General features: G+C 39.1%; 8 protein-coding genes and 1 tRNA gene. 3 read left to right on the top strand and 6 right to left on the bottom strand.

Annotated elements, in window-relative coordinates:
- Positions 1–25: 25 nt before the first annotated feature.
- On the top strand, positions 26–295 hold the full coding sequence (locus tag SJY37_RS08230; RefSeq protein WP_379952976.1) for a hypothetical protein: 270 nt from the start codon (positions 26–28) through the stop codon (positions 293–295).
- A gap of 100 nt (positions 296–395) precedes the next feature.
- On the opposite strand, the gene SJY37_RS08225 is transcribed toward SJY37_RS08230, so the two are convergent.
- From SJY37_RS08225 to SJY37_RS08205, 5 genes are all read right to left on the bottom strand, one after another.
- Positions 396–2,699: a M1 family metallopeptidase gene (locus SJY37_RS08225; RefSeq protein WP_379952975.1), complete on the bottom strand. Its 2,304-nt coding sequence runs from the start codon at positions 2,697–2,699 to the stop codon at positions 396–398.
- A 59-nt stretch (positions 2,700–2,758) separates the two neighbouring features.
- Complete coding sequence (locus SJY37_RS08220) at positions 2,759–3,259, bottom strand: DUF6702 family protein (RefSeq protein WP_379952974.1); 501 nt, start codon at positions 3,257–3,259, stop codon at positions 2,759–2,761.
- Positions 3,260–3,329: 70 nt separating this feature from the next.
- A complete protein-coding gene (locus SJY37_RS08215; protein ID WP_379952973.1) occupies positions 3,330–4,103 on the bottom strand; it encodes a hypothetical protein in 774 nt (257 codons plus the stop codon).
- Positions 4,096–4,893, bottom strand: a complete 798-nt coding sequence (locus SJY37_RS08210; RefSeq protein ID WP_379952972.1) for a carboxypeptidase-like regulatory domain-containing protein — start codon at positions 4,891–4,893, stop codon at positions 4,096–4,098. Before SJY37_RS08210 ends, SJY37_RS08215 begins: the two co-directional genes overlap by 8 nt.
- Entirely contained in the window at positions 4,893–5,696 is an 804-nt protein-coding gene (locus SJY37_RS08205) for a hypothetical protein (RefSeq protein WP_379952971.1), read from the bottom strand. Before SJY37_RS08205 ends, SJY37_RS08210 begins: the two co-directional genes overlap by 1 nt.
- Positions 5,697–5,821: 125 nt before the next feature.
- Between SJY37_RS08205 and pepE the strand changes: the two genes are divergently transcribed.
- Positions 5,822–6,526, top strand: a complete 705-nt coding sequence (gene pepE, locus SJY37_RS08200) for a dipeptidase PepE (protein WP_379952970.1) — start codon at positions 5,822–5,824, stop codon at positions 6,524–6,526.
- 129 nt (positions 6,527–6,655) lie between these two features.
- Here pepE and SJY37_RS08195 read toward each other — a convergent pair.
- Positions 6,656–6,731 (bottom strand) — tRNA-Gly (locus tag SJY37_RS08195).
- 335 nt (positions 6,732–7,066) lie between these two features.
- Between SJY37_RS08195 and SJY37_RS08190 the strand changes: the two genes are divergently transcribed.
- Positions 7,067–15,697 carry a beta strand repeat-containing protein gene (locus tag SJY37_RS08190; protein ID WP_379952969.1) on the top strand — a complete coding sequence of 2,877 codons (8,631 nt, stop codon included), beginning with the start codon at positions 7,067–7,069 and terminating at the stop codon, positions 15,695–15,697.
- Position 15,698 lies beyond the last annotated feature (1 nt).

Below are 15,698 nucleotides of genomic sequence, written 5' to 3'. Positions count from 1 at the left end.
TATTAGTTATATAACGATAGATTATTTGATTCTAGATATGCTATGTACGGTATTAATAAATACTCCTTATAAAAAGGCCTTTTACGTTCCCTTTACATTTCTAAGTTATTTTCAAACTTATGACGGTCAAACTTGTAATCAAGCACATGCTTACATTACCGAGCAATTACAACAGAGTAAATTTATAAATACTGCAGGTGAGCGTGAGCAGCATATGTTCCTTAAAAAATTACAAAACAAAATTAATGCGTTAGAGCAATTAATTTCGGCAAGTGATACGCTTGGTTTTAAGTAATCCAAATTTCATTATTTCCCATTAATAAAATAATAGTAAAAAAAAACTGCTTCTCGATGGAGAAGCAGTTTTTCACTTTTTCGCGAAAGCGAAACTAGTATTATCCTTTATTTTGATTTTTGAACTTATCAAACTCACCTAGCTTTTTAGCTTTTGGCCAGCTGTTGTTGTCAGTATCAATATCTGCTGTTTCAAGATCTGGATCTACGGTAATCTTTACGATCTCCTTATCTGATGCGATTGCTTTACTTACTTCTGCATCATTCTTTCTCCATACTTGAGCTGGATACGTTACTTTTTTCTTAGAACCATCTGCATACTCATACTCTACGATAATAGGCATTGGGATTCCTCCTGGCTTTTCAAAAACAACTTTGTATAAGAACTTAGGTGTATTGATTTTTGCACGCTCTTCTGGAGTAAAGTTATCCATAAGATACTCTTTAAGTGTAGATGAAGATTCTAAAATATCTCTACCTCTCATATCTTCTGTAAACTCTGGGCTATCCTCATCTACTACGTAGATTGCGTCAATAGCGCTAGGATCTGTAACACCGTAACGAGCAAGTAATTCTTTACCAGCTGCAGTTACATTATCTGTAATATAGTATTGCTTTACTTCTTTAAGACCTATATCTACAGCTTCTGTGCTATAAAACCATCCTCTCCAGAACCAATCAAGATCTACTGCAGATGCATCTTCCATAGTACGGAAGAAATCTTCTGGGCTTGGGTGTTTAAACATCCATCGTTGAGCATATGTTTTAAATGCATGGTCAAAAAGCTCATGACCCATTACTGTCTCACGAAGTATGTTTAATGCCGTTGCTGGCTTACCATATGCATTCGCACCAAGGTTAAACGCATTTTCTGGGTTAGACATGATAGGTGCAATATATTGTTGATCTCCTTTCATGTATCCTACAATTTTAGACGGAGCTCCACGTCTAGACGGGTATGCATCATTTCCTTTGATTGCATTAGGGAAATTCTGTCCAAATTCTTGCTCTGTAAGAAATTGCATAAAGGTATCTAGACCTTCATCCATCCATCCCCACTGGCGTTCATCACTGTTTACAATCATAGGGAAGTAGTTATGACCTACCTCGTGTATAATTACAGAGATCATCCCGAATTTTGTTCTGTCACTATATGTTCCATCCTCGTTAGGACGTCCATAGTTCCAGCAAATCATAGGGTACTCCATTCCTTGTCCTTTTGCGTGTACTGAGATCGCTTTAGGGTAAGGATAGTTAAATGTATATTTTGAGTATGTATCAAGTGTTTGTACAATCGCTTTAGTAGAATACTCTTCCCATAATGGGTTTCCTTCTGGAGGGTAGATAGAAATTGCCATCACATCACGTTCTGAGAATTTTACTGCCTGTGCATCCATAATATAACGACGAGATGATGTAAATGCAAAATCACGTACATTCTCTGCTTTAAGCTTCCATGTTTGTGTTGCTTTTACATTTCCTGCAGCAAGCTTCTCTGCCTCTGCTTGTGTACGGATAATTACAGGCTTGTCGTAAGACTTCTTTGCCTGCTCCCAGCGCTTCATTTCTTCTTTACTGTAAACGTCTTTTAAGTTTGTAATCTCACCAGTACCATCAAGTAAGTGATCTTTAGGAACTGTAATATCTACTTCGTAATTACCAAATGGTAATGCAAATTCTCCATTACCCCAGAACTGGTAGTTCTGCCATCCTTCTACATCATTATAAACCGCCATTCTTGGAAAGAACTGAGCGATAATATAACCCTTGTTACCATCTGCATAAGTTTCATAACCAGAACGAGCACGATCTACCGTGTGCTCAGGAACTAAGTAATTCCATTTGATTGAAAACGTATAAGTATCTCCTGCCTTAAGTGGTTGTGGCATATCAATACGCATCATTGTCCAGTTAATAGTGTGCTTTAAATCACGACCATTTGCTTTTACTTCTTGGATTTTAAAACCTCCGTCAAAAGGTTCACTTTTCATGAAAGAACCAACAAAAGAACCTGGCTGAGATACAGCTCCAACTCCTTCACCGTTTTTCTCCTTTGCCGGAGAGTCTTTTTCTCTCACATTCTGATCAAGTTGTACCCATAAGTACTCAAGATCGTCTGGTGAGTTGTTTGTATAAGTAATAGTTTCAGAACCTTGGATAATCTGTGTATCATCGTTAAGGTTAATAGACATTTTATAGTCTGCAGTGTTCTGGTAGTACGCGTGACCAGGCGCACCAGAAGCAGTTCTATACTCATTAGGAGTAGACATCTCATTGTAAAGTTGTCTAAACCTGTTTGTGTTTTCGTGTCCCATAGGACGCTCTTGTGTTTGTTCTTCTTGAGCAAAAGCGCTTGTCCCTAGAAGTAAAAATGCCGCGAGCAGCATATACGTGTAACGAATCATAAGTTTGTTGAATTTGTTTTATCGCTTAAAAATAGCCAAACAATGAAGGGGTTAAGGCTTTATTTGGTAAAATTTAACAAGCCTTTAGCATTTGCCGCAGTAAGAAGAAAGCTTTTCTTTTTTCCAGCTATAGTTGTGTGAACCATATTTTTCTGATCTGGAAATACATCCATAAGTAATGTGCTCTCAATTTCAAACGTATTTATTGCCGTAACATCAAGCACTTCTAGATAACAAACTACGTAGTCGTCCTCATATTTTTTACCCACAAAATTCATCTCGCGTTGCTCTCCGTTTACAGTAATAAGCATCTTTTTTTGAAAGTATTTTACGAGATACTTATCAAGCTCTTCTTGATCTGATGCCGCATCTACAACAACATCGGTGTCATAACGTTCTTGAATTACAGCTTCTAGATCATCATAAAACAATCGAGTGATTATCTGTATGGATTGTGCCTCCTCATTATAATTAAGGTCTGTAACACTTAGATAGTACTTATGTATTGATGCTGCCATAATTAAAGGTGCAACAACTAGAAGTAGAATGATTTTTTTCATAGTGGAATTAATGGATGTGTTACGCTTTCGCGAAAGCGTACTTATTCGTTGTCAACAAATATGCCACAGCTTAATCTTTTTTCATCAAGGCTTTATATGCAGCAGATTTTTTTATCATGAAATCGAGTAAACCTAATGCATTATTTGCGTCTACAAGTTCCTTAGCTTTTGGATCTTCAAAAGTGTAATACACGAAGTCCTCTATATATTCTTTCTCAATATTAAGCTCATTCATATATATACTATCTGAAAATGTGTACCTGCTTTCTTGAACTAACTTTTCAAAACGAGAAACTTCAATATGCTTCTTAAGCATTTTTAACCTTCCGGTAATGGAGTTTATGAGTCCATCTAGAGGTATCCCTGCTCCACTAGAGATCGCAGTATGGTAACGACGTTCTTCTACCGTGCGCGGTGGCGCGGTGTTTTCTGGAATACCTAGGTCTGTGGGTGTAATTGTGCGCTCATAAGTTGTACTCCCTATATCTTTAGTAATATCTCCTGTGAGGTCTGTATTGCTTATGTTTACCTGATCTAACTCTGTGATTTTTGGAATAAGATATAAGGTAATCTTACCTCGATTATACATTGTCTCATTTACAACAAGTTGTCTTGGCTCATATTGCACAGCGCTTATATTAATAGTATCATTAAGACGAGTTTCTATAGAAAACTGTCCATTACTGGAGGTAATAGTACCGCGTCGCATGTTGAGGTTTACAATGGTAAGATTTGCCTTATCTATAGTGTCATTAAGAACCTGTCCTTCTAGCATAATCGTATCCTGACTTACCGCGGTAAGCGCACTCATAAATAATAGTGCTAGTAATAGATATTTATTCATTGTTCTCATCATTTTTAGGTAAGACGCTTTCGGCGGCTTTTAGTTTCAAATATACGGGAGATTTTGTGAGCATAAAGTCTAGCAAGCCCAAAGTATTACCTTCGTTTGCTATTGCCTCTGCTCGCTCATCTTCAAAAACATAATAAACAAAATCTAAAATAAGCTCATCAGGAATATTGAGTGACTTGATGTACATACTGTCATTAAAGTTATCTCTATTACCCTCCACCAACGCTCTGAATTTTGAAATTTCGAGCTGTTTTTTGAGCATTTTTGTGCGACCAGTTATCGCATTTATAAGCGACCCTAGTGGGCCTGCACCTCCTGTTGCTCCATAAAACCTGCGTTCTTCGGCAGTCATTGTAGGTCTAGCATTTGCTGGAATACCTAAGTCTCTTGGATCTATAAAAACTTGCAAAGGAACAGCATTTAAATCTTTAGACAAATCACCAGTTAAGGTTATATTGCTTACAACAACCTCGTCAAGTTCATTCACCTTGGGCTCTAAGTAAAAGGAAATCTTGCCTCTACCATATATTACTGGAGTCACAACAATCTGTCTACTCTCATATTGCACAGCACTAATATTAATCGTGTCATGCACTCTTACCGGAATTTCAAAAACTCCATTTGCATTTGTGGTAGCGCCTCTTTTAAGCGTAAGATTGACAATATTGAGTTGACTTACTCCTATCGTATCGTTAAGAACAGTACCGGTAAGGGTTGTTACTTCTTGACCTAATCCCGAAAAGGCAACAGTAGATATTATAAGTAGTAATAGTCTTTTCATTAATTCCCTTTAAGTTGCGCACCTTGTGCTAGGAGCAAGATCTTATATTCTTTTTGCTTAGATAGTAAATACTCCAGCGTACTGAGCTTATTCCCTAAATCAACATCTTTTAACTGCTCCTCATCTTTAAGTACCCAAAATGTAAAATCATCAATGTATTCTTCTGGTATTTGTAGCGAACTAGTAAAAACAGCATCTGCATAATAGTTTCTCAGTTGATCAACCCTTTTTTGATATTCCATAATCTCAACCGCCCTTTTAAGACGTTTAGTCTTTCCAGAAAGCTTATTGATAATTCCATCTAATGAAACATCTAACCTAAGATTTTGCCTACCTACTTGATCTGGCGGTCTTGATGTTGCTGTATGCAATCTGCGATATTCGACGGCAATGGGCTTTCTCTTAACACCAAGCGCCTTAGGTCTAACTACAAGTTTTACTTCCTTTGCATCTTTCTTAATATTACCTGATAGCCCATTATTTGATAATTGAACTGTTTGTAGTTCGCTCACATCAGGAGTCATAAACACTTCAATAAACCCACTATTATATATCTTATTAGTTACCGTAAGTTGTTCTGTTTTAAACTGCAGTGCTTTAATTATTAGTGTATCTCCTTTGTGTACCTCAATATTGAATGTGCCCTTAGCACTAGTGATGGTTCCTTTTTTTGTTGTGATATTGGCTACTGTCACTTGCCCTACATCATCATTTATATTAAGTAACTTCCCCGTAATTTCACGAGATTCTTGACCATTTAAAATGGTGCCATACATAAACATTACCAGCAAAAAGAATCTCATTTACAATCAGTTAGTCCTTTCAAAGAAAACTGTAACTACCCCAAAAAACAATCAATACAGCTCTAAAATTTTGTTAATTGGCAATCACATGATCACTAGTTTGTATTTTTACCCAAAGCTTTACAATGTCTAAAAACCTTATCATAGCAAGCACCTCCACTATTCATGGCAGTGCTTATCTAGAATATTTACTCCCTACCCTTAAAAAACTATATACCGGTGTCGATGAGATATTATTTATCCCATACGCACGACCAGGAGGCATAACTCATGACGATTATACAGCCATTGCTCAGAAAGCATTCTCAAAAATCAATAAAAAGGTAATAGGGATTCATACTTATAAAGACGCTGCAGAAGTTATAAAGGTTGCCCAAGGAATTTTTACAGGTGGTGGGAATACATTTGTTTTAGTAAACCAGCTCTATAAAAATGCGGTGATGCAACCACTTAGAGAGGTATTACTTAATGGCATTCCATACTTAGGAACTAGTGCGGGGAGTAATATTTGTGGACTTACGATGCAAACTACAAATGACATGCCTATAAGTTACCCACCTAGCTTTAAGACACTAGGGATGGTTCCTTTTAATATCAATCCGCATTATTTAGATCCAGACACAAACTCTACCCATATGGGAGAGACTAGAGAAACTAGAATAAAGGAATACCACGCTTATAATACGGTTCCCGTAATAGGTATAAGAGAAGGAAGCTGGATTCGAGTAGAAGGAAAAAAAATCACTTTAGAAGGAGCTCTTTCGGCTAGAGTATTTGAACAAAACAAAACTCCCTACGAGATAGACACAAATACACTTCTCACTTTCTAAGAATTACGCTTTCGCGAAAACATCCTCTTATAACCTGCAGATCTTAATACGTTTAAATCTCGTATATACATAGCGTAGTGATTTAAATCCATAAAAAAAGGCTCTACATTAATGTAGAGCCTTTTCTATTGGAGCGGGAGACCAGGTTCGAACTGGCGACATTCAGCTTGGAAGGCTGACGCTCTACCAACTGAGCTACTCCCGCATTTATTGAAGTTTAACTTCAAATGGTATTAACATCAAGTCATGTTTGATATTAAAGCGTGGCAAAAATAGTTTTTTTTTTGATACTTGCAAGAAAAATACAAAAAATATTTACTAGCTAACATTTTTTAAAAAAGTGCCTTTCGTCGATACTAAACAACACTTAATCCACAACCAACTGATTGCCAACAGGGCTTGTAAACACCAATTATTCAACATAAAAAAAAAGTTTATTTTAGAAGTAGTCCGATGCTCTTGACATAAACATGTTGACCTAAAAACATCTATAAAGACAACTGATTTAGAATAAAATTACCCTATTTAATTACATCTTAAATGAAAAAATTACTAATCCTTTCGTGCTTTTTATTATTATCGATATCTGCCTTTGGTCAGGTAAAGATAGGTGACAATCCAAATACAATTAATGGCTCTTCTCTACTAGAACTTGAGAGCACCAACAAGGTGTTAGTTGCCACTAGAGTAAGCACAAGTCAAATGAATGCAATCACACCACTTTCTGGAGGTTTAGTATTCAATACTGATGAAAATTGCTTTTTCCAATACACAGGATCAAACTGGCAGAGCTTATGCCAGATAGCTTCAATGATTGTTGATAATAACGATGGCACATACACTTATACAGATGCCAATGGAAACTCTCAAATTATCAATACTCAAGCTTCTTCTAACCCATATGACAACTCAAATTCAGGACTTGTAGGGACAAACGTACAAGATGCTATAGATGAAGTTAATACAGCAATAGGTAATGTTACAATTGTAGACAACGGTGATGGAACTTATAATTTTACAGACCCAAGCGGAACCACAACTACCATTGCAGATACTTCAATTTCTACTTTAGTTGATAATGGAGACGGAACATACACGTATACAGATGAAACTGGGGCAACGCAAATAATTGACACTACTGCATCTGGGAATATTTTTGAAAATAATGGCACCGGACTTTCCTCAGATACCGTACAAGAAGCAATAGAAGAAATCAATGCCGCAGTAGGAACCGTTGCACTCGTTGATAACGGAAATGGAACTTACGACTTTACAGATGCTAGCGGGACTACTACAACAATTACAGACACTTCTATTTCGACATTAGTTGACAACGGAAATGGAACTTACACTTACACTGATGAAACTGGAGCGACTCAAATAATCGACACAAACGCCTCTGCAAATCCTTATGACAACACAACTTCTGGACTAGCAGCAACAAATGTGCAGGACGCTATTGATGAAATTACAGGAGCTTTAAGTGCTGTAAACGTAACTTTAGTAGACAATGGGGATGGAACATATACTTTTACTGACGTATTTGGTAATGAAACTACGATTGCTGATACATCTGTATCAACACTAGTTGACAATGCAGACGGAACATATACGTACACTGATGAAACTGGAGCTACGCAAGTAATCGACACAAATGCTTCTGCAAATCCATATGACAATACAACGTCAGGACTAACAGCAATGAACGTGCAAGACGCTATTGACGAAATCAACTCAGCAGCAGGGACAGTAGCGCTCATAGATAACGGTGACGGAACTTACGACTTCACTGACGCAAGCGGAACTACAACTACCATCGCAGATACTTCTATCTCAGCACTAGTTGACAACGCAGACGGAACATACACCTATACAGATGAAACGGGAGCTACACAAGTAATTGACACAAACGCTTCTGCAAATCCATATGACAATACAACGTCAGGACTAGCAGCAACAAACGTTCAAGATGCAATCGACGAAATCAACGCAGCAGCAGGAACAGTAGCGCTCGTAGATAACGGTGACGGAACATACGACTTCACAGACGCAAGTGGAACCACAACTACCATCGCAGATACTTCTATCTCAACACTCGTAGACAACGCAGACGGAACATACACCTACACTGATGAAACCGGAGCTACGCAAGTAATTGACACAAATGCTTCTGCAAATCCTTATGATAATACAACTTCAGGGCTAGCAGCAACGAACGTTCAAGACGCTATTGATGAAATCAACGCTGCAGCAGGAACAGTAGCTCTTGTAGATAATGGTGATGGAACATACGACTTCACAGATGCTAGCGGAACTACAACTACCATCGCAGATACTTCTATCTCAACACTAGTTGATAACGCAGACGGAACATATACGTACACTGATGAAACTGGAGCAACGCAAGTAATTGATACAAACGCTTCTGCAAATCCATATGACAATACAACATCTGGACTAACAGCTACAAACGTACAAGACGCCATTGATGAAATCAACGCAGCAGCAGGAACAGTTGCCCTAGTAGATAACGGTGACGGAACTTACGACTTCACTGACGCAAGTGGAACCACAACTACCATCGCAGATACTTCTGTATCAACGCTAGTTGACAACACAGATGGAACATATACGTACACAGATGAAACTGGCGCAACACAAGTAATCGACACAAACGCTTCTGCAAATCCATATGACAATACAACGTCTGGACTAGCAGCAACAAACGTGCAAGACGCCATTGACGAAATCAACGCAGCAGCAGGAACAGTAGCGCTCGTAGATAACGGTGACGGAACTTATGACTTTACAGACGCAAGTGGAACCACAACTACCATCGCAGATACTTCTATCTCAACACTCGTAGACAACGCAGACGGAACATATACGTACACTGATGAAACGGGAGCTACACAAGTAATTGACACAAACGCTTCTGCAAATCCATATGACAATACAACGTCAGGACTAGCAGCAACAAACGTTCAAGACGCCATTGACGAAATCAACGCAGCAGCAGGAACAGTAGCGCTCGTAGATAACGGTGACGGAACATACGACTTCACAGACGCAAGTGGAACTACAACTACCATCGCAGATACTTCTATCTCAACACTCGTAGACAACGCAGACGGAACATACACCTACACTGATGAAACCGGAGCTACGCAAGTAATTGACACAAACGCTTCTGCAAATCCATATGACAATACAACGTCAGGACTAGCAGCAACAAACGTTCAAGACGCCATTGACGAAATCAACGCAGCAGCAGGAACAGTAGCGCTCGTAGATAACGGTGACGGAACATACGACTTCACAGACGCAAGTGGAACCACAACTACCATCGCAGATACTTCTATCTCAACACTCGTAGACAACGCAGACGGAACATATACCTACACAGATGAAACGGGAGCTACACAAGTAATTGACACAAATGCTTCTGCAAATCCTTATGATAATACAACTTCAGGGCTAGCAGCAACGAACGTTCAAGACGCTATTGATGAAATCAACGCTGCAGCAGGAACAGTAGCTCTTGTAGATAATGGCGACGGAACATACGATTTCACAGACGCAAGCGGAACTACAACGACTATCGCAGATACGTCTATCTCAACACTAGTTGATAACGCAGACGGAACATATACGTACACTGATGAAACTGGAGCAACGCAAGTAATTGATACAAAAGCTTCTGCAAATCCATATGACAATATAACATCTGGACTAACAGCTACAAACGTACAAGACGCCATTGATGAAATCAACGCAGCAGCAGGAACAGTTGCCCTAGTAGATAACGGTGACGGAACTTACGACTTCACTGACGCAAGTGGAACCACAACTACCATCGCAGATACTTCTATCTCAACACTAGTTGACAACACAGATGGAACATATACGTACACAGATGAAACTGGCGCAACACAAGTAATCGACACAAACGCTTCTGCAAATCCATATGACAATACAACGTCTGGACTAGCAGCAACAAACGTGCAAGACGCTGTTGATGAAATCAACGCTGCAGCAGGAACAGTAGCGCTCGTAGATAACGGTGACGGAACTTATGACTTTACAGACGCAAGCGGAACTACAACGACTATCGCAGATACATCTATCTCGACACTCGTTGACAACGCAGATGGAACATATACATACACTGATGAAACTGGAGCAACGCAAGTAATTGATACAAACGCTTCTGCAAATCCATATGACAATACAACATCTGGACTAACAGCTACAAACGTACAAGACGCCATTGATGAAATCAACGCAGCAGCAGGAACAGTAGCGCTCGTGGATAACGGTGACGGAACATACGACTTCACTGACGCAAGTGGAACCACAACTACTATCGCAGATACTTCTGTATCAACGCTAGTTGACAATGGCAATGGAACTTATGGTTATACCGATGAAACTGGAATAACCACAGTAATTGATACCAACGGCTTTAATATCACAAATACCGTAGCAGGTAATACAATTGCAACGGTTACTGACGCGGCAGGAAATGCAACAGATATTAATGAAACTGTAACAACATTTGCCGATGCAATGGATGGCTTAATTACTTATACAGATGAAAATGGAGATCCACAAACTGTAGCTAAGTCCGATATTACAGACAATGGAAACGGAACGTATACATTTACTAACAACGATGGTTCTGATGTCGTCATAAACACAAACGGGATAGTTGTTGCAGATATTAACGACGGAAAGATTATTGCGACGATCACAGAAGCTGACGGAACACTAACTAACATAGAAGAAACAGTAACAGCAATAGCTATCACAGCAGGAGAACTTACCTATGCAAATGAAGATGCAACTAATGCAAACGTAAACCTGATTTCTACAGATACAGATAACAACATTACTGCTGGAACTGACGGAGCATTATTTGTAGATGTATCTGCAGAGGAAACAGTAACGGATGTAACAGACTTAAATGCTGCTGCAAGTACAAACCTGATTGGAACTTACAATAATGAAGAAGGAGACCCTTTTGCTATCAATGAAACAGTAACAGCAATAGCTATCGCAGCCGGTGAACTTACCTACGCAAATGAAGATGCAACTAATGCAAATGTGAACCTAATCTCAGCAGATGCTGATAACAACGTCACTGCAGGAACTGACGGAGCACTATTTGTAGATGTATCTGCAGAGGAAACAGTAACAGATGTTACAGACTTAAATGCTGCTGCAAGTACAAACCTGATTGGAACTTACAATAACGAAGAAGGAGATCCTTTTAATATCAATGAAACAGTAACAGCAATAGCTATCGCAGCAGGGGAACTTACATACGCAAATGAAGATGCTACCAACGCAAATGTGAACCTAATATCAGCAGATGCAGATAACAACATTACTGCTGGAACTGACGGAGCATTATTTGTAGATGTATCTGCAGAAGAAACAGTAACAGATGTTACAGACTTAAATGCTGCTGCAAGTACAAACCTGATTGGAACTTACAATAACGAAGAAGGAGATCCTTTTACTATCAATGAAACAGTAACAGCAATAGCTATCGCAGCAGGTGAACTTACCTACGCAAATGAAGATGCAACTAATGCAAATGTGAACCTAATATCAGCAGACGCAGATAACAACATTACTGCTGGAACTGACGGAGCATTATTTGTTGATGTATCTGCAGAAGAAACAGTAACAGATGTAACAGACATAAATGCTGCTGCAAGTACAAACCTGATTGGAACTTACAACAATGAAGAAGGTGATCCTTTTGCTATCAATGAAACAGTAACAGCAATAGCTATCGCAGCAGGTGAGCTTACCTATGCAAATGAAGATGCTACCAACGCTAATGTGAATCTAATCTCAGCAGATGCAGATAACAACATTGCTGCAGGAACTGACGGAGCACTATTTGTTGATGTATCTGCAGAAGAAACAGTAACAGATGTTACAGACTTAAATGCTGCTGCAAGTACAAACCTTATTGGAACCTACAACAATGAAGAGGGAGATCCTTTTGCTATCAATGAAACAGTAACAGCAATAGCTATCGCAGCAGGTGAACTTACCTATGCAAATGAAGATGCAACTAATGCAAATGTGAACCTAATATCAGCAGACGCAGATAACAATATAACTGCAGGAACTGACGGAGCATTATTTGTAGATGTATCTGCAGAAGAAACAGTAACAGATGTTACAGACTTAAATGCTGCTGCAAGTACAAACCTGATTGGAACTTACAACAATGAAGAAGGAGATCCTTTTGCTATCAATGAAACTGTAACAGCAATAGCTATCGCAGCAGGTGAACTTACCTACGCAAATGAAGATGCTACCAACGCAAATGTGAACCTAATCTCGGCAGATGCTGACAACAACGTCACTGCAGGATCTGACGGAGCACTATTTGTTGATGTATCTGCAGAAGAAACAGTAACGGATGTAACAGACTTAAATGCTGCTGCAAGTACAAACTTGATTGGAACCTACAACAATGAAGAGGGAGATCCTTTTGCTATAAATGAAACAGTCACTACTGTTACAGCAACAGCAACAACAGGAAATACCATTGCTACATACACTAATGAAGATCCAGCAGCAACTCCAGTAGATATCAATGAAACAGTAACAGCAATAGCTATCGCAGCCGGGGAACTTACCTATGCAAATGAAGATGCAACTAATGCAAATGTGAACCTAATATCAGCAGACGCAGATAACAATATTACTGCAGGAACTGACGGAGCACTATTTGTTGATGTATCTGCAGAGGAAACAGTAACAGATGTAACAGACTTAAACGCTGCTGCAAGTACGAACCTCATTGGAACTTACAATAATGAAGAAGGAGACCCTTTTGCTATCAATGAAACAGTAACAGCAATAGCTATCGCAGCCGGTGAACTTACCTACGCAAATGAAGATGCAACTAATGCAAATGTGAACCTAATCTCAGCAGATGCTGATAACAACGTCACTGCAGGAACTGACGGAGCACTATTTGTAGATGTATCTGCAGAGGAAACAGTAACAGATGTTACAGACTTAAATGCTGCTGCAAGTACAAACCTGATTGGAACTTACAATAACGAAGAAGGAGATCCTTTCGCTATCAATGAAACTGTAACTACTGTTACAGCAACAGCAGCAACAGGGAATACCATTGCTACCTACACTAATGAAGATCCAGCAGCAACTCCAGTAGATATCAATGAAACAGTAACAGCAATAGCTATCGCAGCCGGGGAACTTACATACGCAAATGAAGATGCTACCAATGCTAATGTGAACTTAATCTCAGCAGATGCAGATAACAACATTACTGCTGGAACTGACGGAGCACTATTTGTTGATGTATCTGCAGAAGAAACAGTAACGGATGTAACAGACATAAATGCTGCTGCAAGTACAAACCTTATTGGAACATATAACAATGAAGAAGGTGATCCTTTTGCTATCAATGAAACAGTAACAGCAATAGCTATCGCAGCAGGGGAACTTACATACGCAAATGAAGATGCTACCAATGCAAATGTGAACCTAATCTCAGCAGATGCAGATAACAACATTACTGCAGGAACTGACGGAGCACTATTTGTTGATGTATCTGCAGAAGAAACAGTAACGGATGTTACAGACATAAATGCTGCTGCAAGTACAAACCTGATTGGAACTTACAATAACGAAGAAGGAGATCCTTTTACTATCAATGAGACAGTAACAGCAATAGCTATCGCAGCCGGGGAACTTACCTATGCAAATGAAGATGCAACTAATGCAAATGTGAACCTAATATCAGCAGACCCAGATAACAATATTACTGCAGGAACTGACGGAGCATTATTTGTAGATGTATCTGCAGAAGAAACAGTAACGGATGTAACAGACTTAAATGCTGCTGCAAGCACAAACCTGATTGGAACTTACAACAATGAAGAAGGTGATCCTTTTGCTATCAATGAAACAGTAACTACTGTTACAGCAACAGCAGCAACAGGAAATACTATCGCAACATACACTAATGAAGATCCAGCAGCAACTCCAGTAAATATCAATGAAACAGTAACAGCATTAGCAATCGCAGCAGGTGAACTTACCTACGCAAATGAAGATGCAACTAATGCAAATGTAAACCTAATCTCGGCAGATGCTGATAACAACATTACTGCAGGAACTGACGGAGCTTTATTTGTTGATGTCTCTGCACAGGAAACAGTAACTGATTTAACAGACTTAAATGCTGCTGCAAGTACAAACCTGATTGGAACCTACAACAATGAAGAGGGAGATCCTTTTACTATCAATGAAACAGTCACTACTGTTACAGCAACAGCAGCAACAGGGAATACTATTGCTACGTACACTAATGAAGATCCAGCAGCAACTCCGGTAGATATCAATGAAACAGTAACAGCACTAGCTATCACAGCAGGTGAACTTACCTACGCAAATGAAGATGCTACCAACGCAAATGTGAACCTAATATCAGCAGACGCAGATAACAACATTACTGCAGGAACTGACGGAGCATTATTTGTTGATGTATCTGCAGAAGAAACAGTAACAGATGTTACAGACTTAAATGCTGCTGCAAGTACAAACCTGATTGGAACTTACAATAATGAAGAAGGAGATCCTTTTGCTATAAATGAAACAGTAACCACTTTTGTACAAAACGACACTCCTACTATTACAGATGCTACAGCAACTGGAGAAATCACTTATACAGATGAAGCTGGTAATCCTTTTACGGCTCAGGTTGTAAGCGCAGATGCAGATAACGCACTTTCGGTGGGAACAGACGGCGGTGCATATTTAGCTGTTGCACCAACTATATACGCTACAGGTAAAGTTGCCCCAGCTGGGGGAGGCGCTATTTTTAACGCTACAGCAGTTAAGGTTACTACAAATAACACTAGTGGAGGAAATACAAATGGGGATTATAGAATAACATTCGCATCACCGCTGCCAAGTGCTAATTATGTGATTCAATTAACGGTTCTAGATCGAAACGGTGCTGGTAATGACGACCCAGATTCAAGCTATTACAATCAAACTGCTGATGGATTTACTGTTAATATTGGAGACAATGATAATGGCGGAACTGATAGAGCAGATTTTGACTCAGAATTTATGTTTACTGTAATTACCATCCCTGGATTTTAAA

Source organism: Dokdonia sp. R78006 (assembly GCF_042466145.1).
In the GTDB taxonomy this organism is placed as follows: domain Bacteria; phylum Bacteroidota; class Bacteroidia; order Flavobacteriales; family Flavobacteriaceae; genus Dokdonia.
Note: the sequence above shows the minus strand (reverse complement) of the source record. Positions and strands in the feature narration are given on the sequence as shown.